The organism is Polaromonas sp., from assembly GCF_029945925.1.
Classification (GTDB): Bacteria; Pseudomonadota; Gammaproteobacteria; order Burkholderiales; family Burkholderiaceae_C; genus Polaromonas.
Window position 1 is genome coordinate 62,843 of sequence record NZ_JAQSDN010000004.1, and the last position, 15,057, is coordinate 77,899.

Consider the following 15,057-nt stretch of genomic DNA (forward strand, 5'->3'; position numbering starts at 1 on the left):
ACGCCCGATGGCCAGGCGGGTGCGACGCCAGCCCTGCCCCACACTGAGCGGCCGGTCACGGTCACTGCGCCAGCGGGCGGACCCGATCCGATGTCGTCAGCTCTTGACAGCGATCAAGCCCGCGCGGCCATCCCAGCCCAGAATGTCGTCGAACTTTCCCTTTTTGACGATGGTGGAGGTGACCCATGGACGACGACATCAAGCGGAAAATCATGGCGCTGCTGGACCAGCATCGCATCATGACGGTGGCAACATTGCGGCCCGATGGCTGGCCCCAGGCCACGACGGTCGGCTACGTGAACGAGGGGCTGACGCTTTATTTTCTCTGCGGTCTGGACAGCCAGAAGGCAACAAACCTGGCGCGTGACAATCGGCTCTCGCTGACCATCGATCACGACACGGCGGATTTGATGGCCATCACCGGCCTGTCGATGGCAGCCCACGCGCAGGCGGTGAGTGACCGGGCTGAGGCCGAAAAAGTCCTGCGCATGCTGCCGCTGAAATACCCGGAGGCACAACCCCTGCCGATGAAGATGCCGGAGCCGGACGAGGTCCGCATCTTCCGCGTCACACCCTCGGTCATCTCCGTCCTTGATTACACCCAGGGCTTTGGGCATACGGATCTGGTCACTTGCTGATGGCGTCGCTCTCACGGCTTTGCTCTCATCCGCGACCCGGATGTTCTCCAGACCTGCAACCGGGGTAATGCCGCCTGACTTCCAGTCCAAGGTCTCCGCCATGCGCCCCACCTTCAGCACTGAACTCGTCAACAACCCCCTGGAAGACGCCGGGCTGTATGTTGATTTCATGTTCGAGAAGCGGGCGCTGCTGTTTGACCTGGGCGACCTCACGGTGCTGCCGGCCAAAAAGATACTGCGAATTTCGGATGTGTTTGTCACGCACACCCACATGGACCACTTCTACGGTTTCGACCGTCTGCTACGGCTCTGCCTGGGCCGTCACAAGCACATCCGCCTGTACGGCCCGCCCGGTTTTACGGCCCAGGTCGGGCACAAGCTTGCCGCCTACACCTGGAACCTGGTCGACAACTATCCCGGCGACTTCGTGATCGATGTCTGGGAGATCGATGCCGCATGGCAGGCCCTGGGCACCCGCCTGCGTTGCCATCGGCATTTTCAGCCGGAGCCGCTGGCACCGCGGCAGATGCACGGCGGGGTGTTGCTCGATGAGCCGGGTTTCCGCGTTCGTGCGGCGTTTCTCGACCATGGGACGCCTTGCCTCGGTTTTGCCGTCGAGGAGAAAGTCCACGTCAACGTCTGGAAGAACCGGCTGGCCGGTCTCGGGCTGTCCGTCGGGCCCTGGCTGAAGGACCTCAAGGCGGCGGTGATGCAGGGCGCACCCGACACAACGCCGGTGCGTGCCTTCTGGCGCGACCGCAACGGCGAGCATGAACGGGTGTTGCCCCTGGGAGAACTCAAGGCCGGAGTCCTGCGGCTGGTACCGGGCGAGAAGATCTGCTACGTGACCGACGTCGCCTTTCACCCGGACAATGTGCAGCGCATCACGACCCTGGTGGCCGATGCCACGCAGCTGTTCATCGAATGTGTGTTTCTCGACGAGGACGCCGGCCATGGCGCCCGCAAGCTGCATCTCACCGCACGGCAGGCCGGCCGCATCGCGCGTGCGGCCGGTGCCAGGCTGGTGATTCCCTTCCATTTTTCACCCCGCTATGCGGGCCGTGAGGACGAGCTGCGCGCGGAGATGGAGGCGGCGCGGGCCGGATTGGCCTGTTGATGTTTTCTTGATTCATGACACCACACCGTTCGGGCTGAGCCTGTCGAAGCCTGTCGAAGCCTGTCCTGCGCCTGACGAAGGCCCCTTCGACAAGCTCAGGGCGAACGGTGGTCAGTTGACGGTCATGATTTATGGAAATCTCAATGAGACGCCGCGCGGCAAGCGGTTTAAAGACTACGACGCCGCATCGACACCATGCAACTGCTTGTGCCCCCGGTCCATGTACATCTGCGCCACGCGTTCCGCCACGCGCCTGTCCTTGAAGTAGCCCATGACAGCCCGGTATGATTCCCGGCCATGTCCCCCTCAGATCATCTGCCATGTTCGACCACCTGATTCCTTTCCTTCTGCACTGGGCCATCACCGCGCTGTCGCTCTGGATGGCCAGTCGCGTCTTTCGGGGAATCAGCTTTGACGACACCTCGTCGCTGGTCATCTCGGCCCTGCTGCTCGGTTTTGCGAATGCCATTGTCAAGCCGCTGGTCATTGTCCTGACCTTGCCGCTGACCTTGTTGACCTTCGGCCTGTTCCTGCTGGTCATCAATGCCTTGATGATTCTGCTGGTCTCCGCGCTGGTGCGCGGCTTCAAGGTCTCGGGCTTCTGGACGGCCTTTTTTGCCAGCATCTTCATCGCGGTGTTGAGCTGGGTGATAGGTGCCTTCGTGCTCGTTGGCAGCGGGCCCGATGCCATCCAGATGCAGATGCCCCGCAGCGGCGTGTGGCTCTGAGTCCGGCAGACACCGGCTCGACCCAAAAAATCAGGTCAAATCACCCACCAGCCCAGATGGGGCGGGCGCAAGCAGCTATCTTTTACATAGCAAATCAAGTGCGCCAGTGGCGCCGGCCGGTCGCCGGCTTGCTACAAAATCAGGAGCTGCTGGCGCCCGCTGACCAAGGGCCAGAGGCCAAAAAGGCTTGATTTTTCCAGCCAGCTACTCGCTGACCCCGCCCTTGCCGCGCGAGGCCTTGATTTCCGAACGCTGGCTTTTTCCCGCCAGGCGCCGCTGCTTCGAGCCATAGGTAGGCTTGGTGGCGCGGCGCACGCGCGGCGGTGTGGCGACGCTGTTGACGATTTCGTTGAGCCGGGCCAGCGCGTCGGCGCGGTTCATCTCCTGGCTGCGGTGTTGCTGGGCCTTGAGCACCAGCACACCTTCCTGCGTGATGCGGCTGTCGCGCAGGCAAAGCAGCCGCTCCTTCACATCCTCGGGCAGCGAAGAGGCCATGATGTCAAAGCGCAGGTGCACCGCGCTGGACACCTTGTTGACGTTTTGCCCACCAGCGCCCTGCGCACGGATGGCACTGATCTCGACTTCGGCTTCGTTGACTTCCAGGGGCATGGGGCATTCTAGAAGAGACGCTGCTATTGAATGAATCAAGTCTGTGGCCTCCTCGTTCCTTCCATGTGCACCAGCAAACCCATCACGTCAGAAAAGAGAACAAGAGCCAGGTCACGCCTGAGTTCCCCCCAGCACACCCGCCCCGAATCCCGCACAATCCCCTGATCCGACCGGCCTTTCATGCACACCCGACACTTCCTCCAGCTCATCGCCCTGTCCGCCCTCTGGGGTGGCTCCTTCCCCCTGCTGCGCATCGCCAGCCCGGCCTTCGGCCCGTGGCTGCTGGCCGGTGTGCGCTGCATCCTGGCGGCGCTGGTACTGACCCTGCTGATGCGTGCGCTGCGCGAGCACTGGCCGCCGCGTGCAGCGTGGCCGCGCCTGGCGCTGCTCAGTGTGCTGACCGTGGTCGCGCCCTTTGTGCTGTTCAACTGGGCCGCGCTGGTGATCCCGGCCGGGTATTCGGCGGTGCTCAACGCGACGGCGCCGCTGTTCGGCGTGCTGGGTGCCGCGCTGGCGCGCGAGGAGCGGCTCTCGGCGCGCCGCCTGTTCGGTTGTGCCGTGGGTTTTGCCGGTGTCGCCCTGCTGGTGCAGCTGGGGCCGGTGGCGGTGACGCCCCGCGTTGTGCTGGCCGCGCTGGCCTGCACCGCCGCTGCCGCCGCCTATGGCTTTGGCGCCATCCTGATGAAACGCGCGACCATGGCGCACGACCCGCTGCCGGCCTCGGCCGTGGTGCATGTGGCGGCCGCGCTGATCCTGCTGCTGCCTTCCGGTATCGCCCTGCCCTCGGCCCACTACACCAGCGGCGCACTGATCGCCGTGGCGGTGCTGGGCATCTTCACCTCGGGCCTGATGTACTGGATCAGCATGCGCCTGATGCGCGAAATCACGGCCAGCGCCGCCACCTCGGCGGCATTCATGATTCCGCTGTTCGGCGTCGCCTGGGGCGGCATGTTTCTCGGCGAGCCGGTCACCTGGGGCATGGCGCCGGGCTGCGTGCTGGTGCTGGCCGCCACGGCGCTGATCACCGGCTTCAACCCCTTGCGCGCCCCGCCGGAACGCTGAACGGTTCAGCGCCGGACGCTACTGTATTGATAGCTGCTGGCGCCCGTGAAACAAGGGCTGGAGGCATAAATCTCTTTGACAATCACGTCCTGAACTCCCTCTCCCTATGGGAGAGGGTTGGGGTGAGGGCCGCCAGCTGCTCACTTGCTGCAACTTGACGCGCGGGTCGCTGCCCTCACCCCTGCCCTGCCCTGCATCAGTCTCCCCCAGCGGGAGAGGGGTTCAGACCGTCCAGGCTGCGCTGAACGCGCCAGGCCCGGTAGGCACACGCTGTCGCAATCAGGCTGGCGGCCAGGCAGGCCCAGTACACACTGACCAGCCCGAACGCCGAACTCAGCAGCCCGCCGACCAGCCCCCCCAGCACACCCGGCAAGCCGTAAGCCACCACCACGTACAGCGCCTGGCCACGGCCGCGCAGCCGCCCGGGGAAGTGGTGCGACAGCAGCGCGATGCAGACCGTGTGGTGCGTCGCAAACGTCAGCGCGTGCAGCGCCTGCGCAAACAGCATGAGCAGCAGCACGCCGGGCCAGACGGCGGTGATGCCCATGCGCAGCGCCATGGCGGCCGAACACACCATCAGCCAGGCGGTCAGGCTCAGCCGCGGCAGCCAGCGGCCCTGGGTGTAGAACCAGCCGATTTCCACCACCACCGAAAACGCCCACAACACGCCGATCATGGTTTTGCTGTAGCCGTTCGCGTCGAGGTACAGCGAGAAAAAGACGTAGATGCTGATATGCGCCAGCACATGAAAAAACGCCGATGCAAAAAACCACACCACGGCGCGCTGGCGAAGAATCGGCCACACCGGCAGCTTCAGGTCGTGGGCACTGACCGCCTCCTTCAGGTCCGGCAGCAGCCAGACACTGACCGTCACGGCCAGCAGCGAGAGGAAGGTCCAGGCCGGAAAGTGTTCCATGCCAAAAATCTCGAACCAGCTGCCCGCGGCAAACACCGTGAACAGGAAGCCCAGCGAGCCCCACAGGCGCACGCGCCCGTAACGCCGCGCGTCAAAGGCCCCGCCCTGGCTGATCAGGTGCGCCATGGCGGCTTCGCTCATGGGCATCATGGAACTGGTGTGGGTGAACATCACCAGCAGCACCGCCGTGAGCCACCAGACGCCGTAAGTGGATTCAAAGTCCAGCCACAGGCCGAGGGACGAGATCAGCGCCACCGTGGCGCCGTAACGCAGCAGCTTGACGCGCTCCCCGGTGTGGTCGCTCAGCGCGCCCCAGCCGTAGGGCGCAAACAGCCGCGTGGCGGCCTGCACCGAGGTCAGCAGGCTGATCGCCAGGATGCTGAAACCCAGGTCCTTGAGCCACAGCGGCAGGTACGGGTTGAAAAACCCGATGTGCGCAAAATAACTGGCCGACAGTGCCGCAAACGGCACCAGCTGGCGGCGCCTGGCCGCAGCTTCTGGCATGGTCAGGACCTGTTCACACGGAGCCCTTGATCGCCTGCATGGGCGGCACCACGTCGCCGCATTGCGCGCGCTGGTGCAGGGCATGCTCCATCACCACCAGCGCCAGCATGGCCTCGGCAATCGGCGTGGCGCGTATGCCCACGCACGGGTCGTGCCGGCCCTTGGTGACCACGTTGGTCGGCGCGCCGGCCATGTCCACCGACTCGCGCGGCGTGAGGATGGAACTGGTCGGTTTGATGGCGATGGACACTTCGAGGTCCTGCCCGGTGCTGATGCCGCCCAGCACACCGCCGGCGTTGTTGGACTTGAAGCCCGCGGGCGACAGCGAGTCACCGTGCGTGGTGCCGCGCTGCGTGACGCTGGCAAAACCGGCGCCGATCTCGACACCCTTCACCGCGTTGATGCCCATCATGGCAAAGGCGATGTCGGCGTCGAGCTTGTCGAACAGCGGCTCGCCCAGGCCCACCGGCATGCCCGTGGCCGTGACGCGGATGCGCGCGCCGCAGGAGTCGCCGGCCTTGCGCAACTCGTCCATGTAGGCTTCCAGCTTGGCTACATCGGCTACCGGCGCAAAAAACGGGTTGTTCGGCACGTGCTCCCAGGCCTCGAAAGGAATGGCGATGTCGCCGATCTGCGTCATGCAGCCGCGAAAGGTGGTGCCGTAGGTCTGAAGCAGCCACTTCTTGGCCACCGCACCGGCCGCCACCATGGGCGCCGTCAGCCGGGCCGACGCCCTGCCGCCGCCGCGCGGGTCGCGAATGCCGTACTTCTGCAAATAGCTGTAGTCCGCATGGCCGGGCCGGAAGGTGTCCAGGATGTTGCCGTAGTCCTTGCTGCGCTGGTCGGTGTTCTTGATCAGCAGGCAGATCGGCGTGCCGGTGGTTTTGCCCTCGTAGACGCCGGAAAGAATCTCCACCGCGTCCGGTTCGTTGCGCTGCGTCACATACTTGCTGGTGCCGGGCCGTCGCCGGTCCAGGTCGCCCTGGATGTCCGCCTCGCTCAGCGCCATGCCCGGCGGGCAGCCGTCAATCACGCAGCCAATGGCCGGGCCGTGGGATTCACCGAAGTTGGTGACTGCGAATAGGGTGCCGAAGGTATTTCCACTCATAGGGCTGATTATCCCAGAGGGAAGGGGTAATGCGATGGCCAGAAATTGAGCTATCTGAGATACTGTTTTTTGCCCCTCCCCCCGCGTCACAATGGTTGTCGCCCCAATAGAACCAAGAACCTGGGGGCGGCGATGAAGGAAAGAAGTGGCACGATACGGACAAGCATTTAAGGAGCGCGCAGTAGCGCGGTTGTTGCCGCCTGAAAGCGCGGCAGTGCAAGAAGTGAGAAAAACCTGATCAGCCATGTGCCGTTGCCGCACGCCGGCTACATGCGCCGCGTCTACCCCGGCTTCGTGCAGCTCAGCGCCTTCCTGAGCATGAACCTGGACCGCCACAAGAAGTCGTTCAAGGACCTGTACCAGCACCTGGTCGATGGCGACATCGACAAGGCCAACGTGATCCGGGTGTTTTATGACGAGTACCTGGCCGTCAACGACCTGCCGGCCGAGTTCTATCTGGAAACGGTTGAAAAAGTGTTCCAGACCTACGACCTGGCGCTCGGCAAGCTCAGCTACCGCGGCCGCCTCGTCAAGCCCGCAGCGATCCGCCGCACCGCGTTGATGACGGTCGAAGGCGAGCGCGACGACATCTGCTCCGTCGGCCAGACGGTGACGGCGCAGGACCTGTGCAGCAGCAACCGCCCCTTCATGAAAACCCACCATGTGCAGACCGGTGTGGCGCACTATGGCGTGTTCAGCGGCCGCAAGTGGAATACGCAGATTTACCCGCGGGTGCGGGAGATGATTCACGCCAGCATGGGGTGAATTTGAAGCGAAATCGGTCTCCAGCCCTTTAAGGACGGGCGCGAGCAGCTATTGAATTTGTAGCACTCGAAGGGTATCAGCGTGTCATTCCGGACTCGATCCGGAATCCATATCTGATGACTTGTGCTGTGGTGAGTTGCCAGCAGGCCGGGCATCCCACGGCTTGCTGGCAAACCACCATCGGTTGAAAAGGAAAAGAGCGTCCCCGAATCCGCTTCGGAAAGAGGCTCTACCGCCCCTCAGAGTTTGGTCTCTGGTGTCTCGTCTTCTTCAGCCGGCCAGTCGCGAATATAGGCCTTGAGCATCTTGTTCTCGAAGTTCTGGCCGTCCACCACAGCCTTAGCCACGTCGTAAAACGAGATCACGCCTTCAAGCACTTTCTTGTTGAGCACCGGCATGTAGCGCGCATGGCGGCCCAGCATCATGCGGCGGACTTCGTCGATCTCGGTGTCGGGTGTGCAGGTCAGCGGCGCATCGTCCATGGCCGTGCGTACCAGCGTGTTGCCGATCTCGCCGCCGTTTTTGACCAGGCACAAGATCACCTCACGGAAGGTCAGCATGCCCACCAGGTCGCCGTGTTCCATGACAACCAGCGAACCGATGTCTTTTTCCGCCATGATCTGGGTCGCCTTGAACAGCGGCTCATCGGGCTGGACGGTGTAAAGCGTGTTGCCTTTGACGCGCAGGATATCAAGGACTTTCATGGGGCACTCCTTCAGGAATTTGTCTCGGCAGTCTGCAGGTTCTTCCCCGGTGCCGCCCGGCGGAAAATTCAGTTCAAATATAGCCCACAATTCGTTTGCAAGCCACCTCAAGTTGTTTCGGGCTGGCCGCCGTTTTCGTCTATCCCTTCCGCCATTTTCTGGAGACACCATGTCTGGCTACTCTGACCCGGGCTTCGACACGCTGGCCCTGCATGCCGGCGCCGCGCCCGACCCGGCCACCGGCGCGCGCGCCGTGCCGATTCACCTGACCACTTCGTTTGTCTTCGAATCCAGCGACCACGCCGCCAGCCTGTTCAACCTGGAGCGCGCCGGCCACGTCTATTCGCGCATCAGCAACCCGACCAACGCGGTGCTGGAGCAGCGCGTCGCCGCGCTGGAAGGCGGCATAGGCGCCATCAGCACCGCCAGCGGCCAGGCGGCGCTGCACCTGAGCATTGCCACCCTGATGGGCGCGGGTTCACACATCGTCGCCTCCACCGCGCTGTACGGGGGCAGCCAGAACCTTTTGCACTACACGATGCGGCGTTTCGGCATTGAAACGACCTTCGTCCAACCCGGTGACATGGATGGCTGGCGCGCTGCGGTTCGGCCGAATACCAAACTCTTTTTTGGCGAAACCGTGGGCAACCCGGGCCTGGACGTGCTGGACATACCCACCGTGTCAAACATCGCGCACGAGGCCGGCGTGCCGCTGCTGGTGGACTCGACGCTGACCTCGCCCTGGCTGGTCAAGCCTTTCGAGCACGGCGCCGACCTGGTCTACCACTCGGCCACCAAGTTCCTGAGCGGCCACGGCACGGTGATCGGTGGCATTGTGGTGGACGGCGGCAGCTTTGACTGGGAAAAGTCCGGCAAATTCGCCGAACTGACCGAGGCCTACGACGGTTTTCACAACATGGTGTTCAGCGAGGAAAGCACCGTCGGCGCGTTTCTGCTGCGCGCGCGCCGCGAAGGCCTGCGCGACTTCGGCGCCTGCATGAGCCCGCACACCGCGTGGCTGATTTTGCAGGGCATTGAAACCCTGCCGCTGCGCATGGCGCGGCACATGAGCAATACCGAAAAAGTCGTCGCCTTTCTGGCCAGCCACCCGCTGGTGGCGCGCGTCGGCCACCCGATGCTCGAGACGCACCCCAGCCACGCGCTGGCCAAAAAGCTGCTGCCGCGCGGCGCCGGCTCGGTGTTCAGCTTCGACATCAAGGGCAAGCGCGAGCAGGGCAAGGCCTTCATCGAAACCCTCAAGGTCTTCAGCCACCTGGCCAACGTCGGCGACTGCCGCAGTCTGGTGATTCACCCGGCCAGTACCACCCATTTCCGCATGACCGACGAGGCGCTGGCGGGCGCCGGCATCACGCAGGGCACGATACGCCTGTCCATCGGCCTGGAAGATCCGGACGATCTGATCGACGACCTGAAGCGGGCGCTGAAGGCGGCTGAAAAAGCGGCCTGAAAAGAAACAACAACTACCGTTCGGGCTGAGCCTGTCGAAGCCCTTCGACAAGCTCAGGGCGAACGGTCTGGAGACCCCCTGATATGTATTTGCAAGTCAACGGCCACACCACTTATTGCTACACCGGCGGCAAGCCCTTCGATGCGGCCAAACCCACGGTGGTTTTCATCCACGGCGTGCTCAACGACCACAGCGTCTGGATTCTGCAGACGCGCTACCTGGCCCACCACGGCTGGAACGTGCTGGCCGTCGATTTGCCCGGCCACTGCAAAAGCGAAGGCGAGGCGCCGGCCAGCGTGGAAGAGGCCGCCGACTTTGTGGCCGCCCTGCTCGACGCGGCCGGCGTGCAGCGCGCCGCCCTGGTTGGCCACAGCTGGGGTTCGCTGATTGCGCTGGAGGCCGCCTCCCGGCTGAAAGAGCGGGTGAGCCACCTCGTGCTGGTTGGCATCGCCTACCCGATGAAGGTGTCCTCCGCTTTGCTGGACGCCGCCTTGAACGAGCCGATGAAGGCGCTGACCATGATCAATGTGTTTTCGCGCAGCACCCTGGCCGCACCGCCCTCGGCGCTGGGCCCGGGCACCTGGGTCTACGGCGCCAGCATGGCGCTGGGCCGGCGCGTGCTGGCCAGCAACACCAAAGTCAATGTCTTTCACCGCGGCTTCAAGGCCTGCGACAGTTATGCGAACGGCGACAACGCCATCACGCAGATCACCTGCCCGGTGTTGTTCCTGCTCGGCGCGCAGGACCAGATGACGCCCGCCAAAGCCGCGCAGCCGCTGATCGCCAAGGCGCGCGCCAGCGGCAAAACCGTGCAGGTCGCCAGCCTGCCGGTCGGCCACCACCAGATGACCGAGGCGCCCGAACAGACGCTGTTTGCGATGCGGGATTTCCTGAAAACCCCGTGACATGATGGGCAAGGCGCGACCGCCGCGCCACGCCGCGGCCCCAAGCGCCGGTTGAGGTCCGCGTAATGTGCTCTTCAGTTGATTACCATCAAGTTCCGATCGCGACCGGGCGGTACAGTGGCAGTTCCATCACGCACAACAACACAACTACCTCCACGATTGCCATGACTTCCACCTCACGCCGCACCTTTGTCATTCACGCCCTCACCGCCAGCGGAGCGCTGGCTGCCAGCAGCCTGGCGCTGTCCCAGACCGCGGCCGCGCCCATGGTCAAGGACACCGACGCCAACGCCGTCGCCTTGGGCTACAAGGCCGACGGCAGCAAGACCGACACCAAGAAATACCCGAAGTACGCCGCCAGCCAGAACTGCGCCAACTGCGCGCTGTACCAAGGCAAGGCGACCGACGCGGCCGCAGCTTGCCCCCTGTTCGCCGGCAAGCAGGTCGCAGCCAAGGCCTGGTGCAGCGCCTGGGCGAAAAAAGCCGCCTGATCACCCGGCCCGGCGTGGGGCGGTGCTGAAACGCACCACCCGAAAAAACAACGCCCTGCCGCTGCCGGAACAGGCCGCTACCATGGGGCCATGACCGAGCACATCCCCTTGTTCCCGGAAACTCCACACCGGCGCGGCCTGCAGGGGCGCGCTGCCCCGACCTTCCCCAGCCGACCGCCGTTCCCGGCGGGCACCGCATGAACCTGCCGACATGGCTGCAGGTCGTCCTGCGCGAGGGGCTGAACCTGTTGCCCCTGCTCGCCACCTTGCTGCATCTGGCGCTGGCGCTGGCGGTGACCCTGCACGCGCTGCTGACGCGGCGCGACGTGTCCACCACCGTCGCCTGGATCGGGCTGGCCTGGCTGACCCCTGTTGTGGGCGCGCTGCTTTACCTGTTGCTCGGCGTCAACCGCATCCAGCGCGCCGGCGTGGCGCTGGGCATGAAGGCGGCCTGGCAGCGCGAACACCAGCGCGCGCAAGGCGGCGCGCCCGCCATCGGTGCCGCCGCCGGGCCCGACGCGCCCTGCACCCCGGCGCTGGCCGGCATCAACCGCCTGGCCCGGCGAACCACCGGCAATGCCCTGCTGGCCGGCAACGCGGTGACGCCGCTGATCGACGGCGACCAGGCCTACCCCGCCATGCTGGCGGCCATCGCCGGTGCGCGCCATTCGGTCACGCTGGCCACCTATATCTTTGACCTCGACGAGGTCGGCAGCGCTTTTGCCGATGCCCTGGTGCTGGCCAGCCGGCGCGGCGTGGCGGTGCGCGTGCTGGTCGATGCCGTGGGCGGCCGCTACAGCCGCACCCGCATGGTGGCGCACCTGCGCGCGCGTGGCGTCACGGCCGCGGCCTTTCTGCCGCCGCGCTTTCCCGGCCTGCTGGCCTATGCCAACTTGCGCAACCACCGCAAGATCATGGTGGTCGATGGTGCGCAGGGCTTCACCGGCGGCATGAACATCCGGGCCGGGCACCAGTTGTCGCTGCACACCGCCCGTCCCGTACGCTGCCTGCACTTCACGGTGCAGGGCCCGGTGGTGGCCGACATGCAGCGCGCTTTTGCCATCGACTGGGCCTTCAGCACCGGCGAGGCGCTGCTGGGCGACACCTGGTTTGCCGCCGGCAAGGCTTGCGGACCGGTGCTGGCGCGCGGCGTGTCCGACGGCCCGGATGGCGACATCGACCACATGCGGCATGTGATGCTGGGCGCGCTGGCCAGCGCGCAGCGGCGCGTGTGCATCGTGACACCCTACTTCCTGCCCGACGAGGTCCTGCTGACGACGCTGCAGATCACCGCGCTGCGCGGTGTCGCGGTGGACATCGTGCTGCCCGCGCGCAGCAACCTGCCGCTGATGGACTGGGCCATGCGGCCGCAACTGGGCAGCCTGTTCCATGCGGGCTGCCGCGTTCATCTGTCGCCGCCACCGTTTGACCACTCCAAGCTGTTTCTGGTGGACGACGACTGGTCGCTGATCGGTTCGACCAACTGGGACGCGCGCAGCCTGCGGCTGAACTTCGAATACAACCTGGAGTGTCACGACGCCGGGCTGGTGAAACAGCTGGACGTGCTGGTGCGCCAGCGGCTGGCGCAGGCCCGTACGCTCGACGTGGCGCTCCTGGACCGGCAGCCGCTGGCCGGCCAGCTGCGCGACCGGCTGACGGGCCTGCTGTCGCCTTACCTCTGAGCCGGGTGGCCTGGTCACTGCGTGCAAAATGGGAACCATGCAGCCCCTGATCACCACCACCCCGCCGATGTCGCCCGAACGGGCGCGGGAAATTGCCGCCAGCTTCGACCTGCGCGCCCTGCCGCCTGACTTCTACGCCAACCCCTACCCGGTTTACGCCCTGCTGCGCGAAACTGCGCCGGTGCGGCGCATGCCCGACGGCTCGTATTTCCTCACGCGTTACGCCGACCTCGTGGCGGTCTACCGCGATGCGCAGACCTTCAGCTCGGACAAGAAGGTGGAATTCACGCCCAAGTACGGCGAGGGCGCCCCGCTGCTCGAGCACCACACGACCAGCCTGGTCTTCAACGACCCGCCGCTGCACACGCGGGTGCGCAAGCTCATCATGGGCGCCCTCACGCGGCGGGCCATTGCCGACATGGAGGCGGGCCTGGTCACCCTGGTGGACGGCCTGCTCGATGCCATCGAAGCCAGGGGCGGCGGCGACCTGATCGAGGACTTTGCCTCGGCGATTCCGGTGGAGATCATCGGCAACCTGCTGGGCGTGCCGCATGCCGACCGCGGCCCGCTGCGCGACTGGTCGCTGACCATCCTGGGCGCGCTCGAACCCAAACTCACACCCGAACAGGAAGCGCTGGGCAACCACAGCGTCAGCGAGTTCGCGGCTTACCTGCAGACGCTGGTGGCCGAGCGCCGGAAAAATCCGGGCGACCCGGAGCACGATGTGCTGACGCGCCTGATCCAGGGCGAGGAAGCCGGTGAAAAACTCAGCGAAACCGAGCTGCTGCAAAACTGCGTTTTCATCCTCAACGCCGGCCACGAAACCACCACCAACCTGATCGGCAACGCCCTGGTCGCCCTGCAGGAGTGGCCCGACGCGCGGGTACATCTGCTATCAAAAGTGAAGCTGCCTGCTCAGGACGCACAAGGGCCAGAGGCTGATTTGGCTATTGAAATTGACGAGTTCCTGCGTTTCGAGTCGTCCAACCAGCTGGGCAACCGCCGCGCGCTCAAGGCTTGCCAGGTCGGCGGCGTGGACCTGCCCGAAGGTGCGCTGCTCACGCTGTGCATAGGCGCGGCGAACCGCGACCCGGCGCAATTCGACCACCCCGAACAGCTGGACCTGACGCGCGAAAACAACCGGCACCTGGCCTTTGGTTTCGGCATCCACCAGTGCGCCGGCCTGAGCCTGGCGCGGCTGGAGGGCCGCATCGCCGTCGGGCGCTTTCTGCAGCGTTTCCCCGACTACCGCCTGACCGTTGCGCCGACCCGCGGCGGGCGCGCACGTTTCCGGGGCTTTCTGAACGCGCCGTTTGCCGTGGGCTCAAGCTGAGTTGATCTGTCGGTGCAGCGCTTGCACCAGATCCGTCAGCGCCTGATCGGCCGAACCGGCGACCATGGCTTTGTTTTCCAGCGACGCCAGCAAACGCGACAAGGTTCCGGCATGCGGCAACAAGGGCCCCGCGAAGCGAAGCGCCGCGCCATCGGCAATCAGCAGCGTCGGAAAAGTCTCGATGTCGAGCTCGCCCACCAGTTCGGCATCCTCTTCGATGTCCAGCCAGAGAAAACGCATGCCGGGGTGCGCCGCGACCACCTGGTCAAACACAGGCCGGTAGTCCCGGCAGGTGCCGCACCAGCCGGCACAAAGACAGGCTACCCAGCGCCCGGCAGGAAACAGCAAAGAATGAGGCATGGCTGCAATTGTGCGTGAGCGTGGCTATCATGGCGCAACAAGGACTATTCAGGAGACCCGCCATGGACACCACCCACACCAGCTCCCCGCCACCAGCGGCAGACGCCAGAGCCTTCAAAAGTTTTGCCGGGTTTTATCCCTTCTACCTGAGCGAGCACAGCAACCGCACCTGCCGCCGCCTGCACTTCGCGGGCTCCAGCCTCTCGCTGCTGTGCCTGGCCGCGCTGGTCGCCACACGCAACCCGTGGTGGCTGCTGGCCGGCCTGCTGTGCGGCTACGGCTTTGCCTGGGTCGGCCATTTCGTGTTTGAAAAGAACAAGCCCGCCTCCTTCAAGCGCCCGCTCTACAGCTTCATGGGTGACTGGGTCATGTACAAGGACATCTGGACCGGCAAGGTCAAGATCTGATGAACACCAACAACGGCATCCCCCTGCAGCTCGACGCCCGGGCTGTGGACATTCTCTCCGGCATCACCACCGCCACCCTGACCACGCTGCTGCTGAAAAAAGGCCTGCGCAATGTCTGGCTGCGCGGCGCGCGTCCGCTGCGCACCGGCCAGCCGCGCCTGGTGGGCCGCGCCTTCACCTTGCGTTTTGTACCTGCGCGCGAGGACCTAGTACATCAACACGTAAGTTTCGAAACATAGTATCGCCCAAGCTTTGTATCT

General features: G+C 64.9%; 15 protein-coding genes and 2 pseudogenes. 12 read left to right on the top strand and 5 right to left on the bottom strand.

What is annotated here, in order from left to right:
• Positions 1-185: 185 nt before the first annotated feature.
• From PSV40_RS01500 to PSV40_RS01510, 3 genes are all read left to right on the top strand, one after another.
• Positions 186-638 carry a pyridoxamine 5'-phosphate oxidase family protein gene (locus PSV40_RS01500; RefSeq protein WP_300533382.1) on the top strand — a complete coding sequence of 151 codons (453 nt, stop codon included), beginning with the start codon at positions 186-188 and terminating at the stop codon, positions 636-638.
• Positions 639-705: 67 nt separating this feature from the next.
• On the top strand, positions 706-1,755 hold the full coding sequence (locus PSV40_RS01505; RefSeq protein ID WP_300533384.1) for an MBL fold metallo-hydrolase: 1,050 nt from the start codon (positions 706-708) through the stop codon (positions 1,753-1,755).
• Positions 1,756-2,075: 320 nt separating this feature from the next.
• Positions 2,076-2,483: a phage holin family protein gene (locus PSV40_RS01510; RefSeq protein WP_300533386.1), complete on the top strand. Its 408-nt coding sequence runs from the start codon at positions 2,076-2,078 to the stop codon at positions 2,481-2,483.
• A 204-nt stretch (positions 2,484-2,687) separates the two neighbouring features.
• Here PSV40_RS01510 and arfB read toward each other — a convergent pair whose 3' ends face one another.
• Positions 2,688-3,092 (bottom strand): alternative ribosome rescue aminoacyl-tRNA hydrolase ArfB, encoded by a 405-nt coding sequence (arfB, locus tag PSV40_RS01515; protein WP_300518572.1) that lies wholly within the window; start codon positions 3,090-3,092, stop codon positions 2,688-2,690.
• Between the two features lie 180 nt (positions 3,093-3,272).
• Between arfB and PSV40_RS01520 the strand changes: the two genes are divergently transcribed.
• Positions 3,273-4,154 carry a DMT family transporter gene (locus tag PSV40_RS01520; protein ID WP_300533388.1) on the top strand — a complete coding sequence of 294 codons (882 nt, stop codon included), beginning with the start codon at positions 3,273-3,275 and terminating at the stop codon, positions 4,152-4,154.
• 196 nt (positions 4,155-4,350) lie between these two features.
• Here the strand turns inward: PSV40_RS01520 and PSV40_RS01525 are convergent, their stop codons facing one another.
• Positions 4,351-5,574, bottom strand: a complete 1,224-nt coding sequence (locus PSV40_RS01525; RefSeq protein WP_300533390.1) for an MFS transporter — start codon at positions 5,572-5,574, stop codon at positions 4,351-4,353.
• Positions 5,575-5,587: 13 nt separating this feature from the next.
• Complete coding sequence (gene aroC / locus PSV40_RS01530) at positions 5,588-6,682, bottom strand: chorismate synthase (RefSeq protein WP_300533392.1); 1,095 nt, start codon at positions 6,680-6,682, stop codon at positions 5,588-5,590.
• A 228-nt stretch (positions 6,683-6,910) separates the two neighbouring features.
• Between aroC and PSV40_RS01535 the strand changes: the two are divergent.
• Positions 6,911-7,447: pseudogene (locus tag PSV40_RS01535) on the top strand (polyhydroxyalkanoate depolymerase); the annotation flags it as partial.
• Positions 7,448-7,686: 239 nt separating this feature from the next.
• On the opposite strand, the gene PSV40_RS01540 reads toward PSV40_RS01535, so the two are convergent.
• Entirely contained in the window at positions 7,687-8,151 is a 465-nt protein-coding gene (locus PSV40_RS01540) for a CBS domain-containing protein (RefSeq protein WP_300533394.1), read from the bottom strand.
• Between the two features lie 169 nt (positions 8,152-8,320).
• On the opposite strand from PSV40_RS01540, the gene PSV40_RS01545 reads away from it, so the two are divergent.
• The 5 genes from PSV40_RS01545 (at position 8,321) to PSV40_RS01565 (ending at position 14,030) form a co-directional block, all read left to right on the top strand.
• Positions 8,321-9,619: an O-acetylhomoserine aminocarboxypropyltransferase gene (locus PSV40_RS01545; protein WP_300533396.1), complete on the top strand. Its 1,299-nt coding sequence runs from the start codon at positions 8,321-8,323 to the stop codon at positions 9,617-9,619.
• Between the two features lie 83 nt (positions 9,620-9,702).
• Complete coding sequence (locus PSV40_RS01550; protein ID WP_300533398.1) at positions 9,703-10,524, top strand: alpha/beta hydrolase; 822 nt, start codon at positions 9,703-9,705, stop codon at positions 10,522-10,524.
• A gap of 164 nt (positions 10,525-10,688) precedes the next feature.
• Positions 10,689-11,015 carry a high-potential iron-sulfur protein gene (locus PSV40_RS01555; protein WP_300533400.1) on the top strand — a complete coding sequence of 109 codons (327 nt, stop codon included), beginning with the start codon at positions 10,689-10,691 and terminating at the stop codon, positions 11,013-11,015.
• A 197-nt stretch (positions 11,016-11,212) separates the two neighbouring features.
• Positions 11,213-12,697 carry a phospholipase D-like domain-containing protein gene (locus PSV40_RS01560; RefSeq protein ID WP_300533402.1) on the top strand — a complete coding sequence of 495 codons (1,485 nt, stop codon included), beginning with the start codon at positions 11,213-11,215 and terminating at the stop codon, positions 12,695-12,697.
• 37 nt (positions 12,698-12,734) lie between these two features.
• Complete coding sequence (locus PSV40_RS01565; RefSeq protein ID WP_300533404.1) at positions 12,735-14,030, top strand: cytochrome P450; 1,296 nt, start codon at positions 12,735-12,737, stop codon at positions 14,028-14,030.
• Here PSV40_RS01565 and PSV40_RS01570 read toward each other — a convergent pair.
• A complete protein-coding gene (locus tag PSV40_RS01570; protein ID WP_300533406.1) occupies positions 14,022-14,390 on the bottom strand; it encodes a thioredoxin family protein in 369 nt (122 codons plus the stop codon). The two genes, PSV40_RS01565 and PSV40_RS01570, sit on opposite strands and share 9 nt — an antisense overlap.
• Positions 14,391-14,452: 62 nt before the next feature.
• Here PSV40_RS01570 and PSV40_RS01575 point away from each other — a divergent pair, with 62 nt between their 5' ends.
• Together PSV40_RS01575 and PSV40_RS01580 are read left to right on the top strand one after the other, a co-directional pair.
• The gene (locus tag PSV40_RS01575) at positions 14,453-14,797 is read left to right on the top strand and encodes an Mpo1-like protein (protein WP_300533408.1); all 345 of its coding nucleotides are present in this window, start codon (positions 14,453-14,455) and stop codon (positions 14,795-14,797) included.
• Positions 14,797-15,006 (top strand): annotated as a pseudogene (locus tag PSV40_RS01580) (ribonuclease activity regulator RraA); the annotation flags it as partial. The gene PSV40_RS01575 and the pseudogene PSV40_RS01580, both read left to right, overlap by 1 nt.
• Positions 15,007-15,057: the final 51 nt, after the last annotated feature.

Excerpts from the sequence above, each read along its gene's own strand:
- PSV40_RS01505 (WP_300533384.1), top strand. The coding sequence starts at position 706 with ATGCCGCCTGACTTCCAGTCCAAGGTCTCCGCCATGCGCCCCACCTTC.
- PSV40_RS01540 (WP_300533394.1), bottom strand. The coding sequence starts at position 8,151 with ATGAAAGTCCTTGATATCCTGCGCGTCAAAGGCAACACGCTTTACACC.
- PSV40_RS01570 (WP_300533406.1), bottom strand. The coding sequence starts at position 14,390 with ATGCCTCATTCTTTGCTGTTTCCTGCCGGGCGCTGGGTAGCCTGTCTT.
- aroC (WP_300533392.1), bottom strand. The coding sequence starts at position 6,682 with ATGAGTGGAAATACCTTCGGCACCCTATTCGCAGTCACCAACTTCGGT.
- PSV40_RS01560 (WP_300533402.1), top strand. The coding sequence starts at position 11,213 with ATGAACCTGCCGACATGGCTGCAGGTCGTCCTGCGCGAGGGGCTGAAC.
- PSV40_RS01510 (WP_300533386.1), top strand. The coding sequence starts at position 2,076 with ATGTTCGACCACCTGATTCCTTTCCTTCTGCACTGGGCCATCACCGCG.
- PSV40_RS01550 (WP_300533398.1), top strand. The coding sequence starts at position 9,703 with ATGTATTTGCAAGTCAACGGCCACACCACTTATTGCTACACCGGCGGC.
- PSV40_RS01545 (WP_300533396.1), top strand. The coding sequence starts at position 8,321 with ATGTCTGGCTACTCTGACCCGGGCTTCGACACGCTGGCCCTGCATGCC.
- PSV40_RS01520 (WP_300533388.1), top strand. The coding sequence starts at position 3,273 with ATGCACACCCGACACTTCCTCCAGCTCATCGCCCTGTCCGCCCTCTGG.
- PSV40_RS01565 (WP_300533404.1), top strand. The coding sequence starts at position 12,735 with ATGCAGCCCCTGATCACCACCACCCCGCCGATGTCGCCCGAACGGGCG.
- PSV40_RS01555 (WP_300533400.1), top strand. The coding sequence starts at position 10,689 with ATGACTTCCACCTCACGCCGCACCTTTGTCATTCACGCCCTCACCGCC.
- PSV40_RS01525 (WP_300533390.1), bottom strand. The coding sequence starts at position 5,574 with ATGCCAGAAGCTGCGGCCAGGCGCCGCCAGCTGGTGCCGTTTGCGGCA.
- PSV40_RS01500 (WP_300533382.1), top strand. The coding sequence starts at position 186 with ATGGACGACGACATCAAGCGGAAAATCATGGCGCTGCTGGACCAGCAT.
- arfB (WP_300518572.1), bottom strand. The coding sequence starts at position 3,092 with ATGCCCCTGGAAGTCAACGAAGCCGAAGTCGAGATCAGTGCCATCCGT.
- PSV40_RS01575 (WP_300533408.1), top strand. The coding sequence starts at position 14,453 with ATGGACACCACCCACACCAGCTCCCCGCCACCAGCGGCAGACGCCAGA.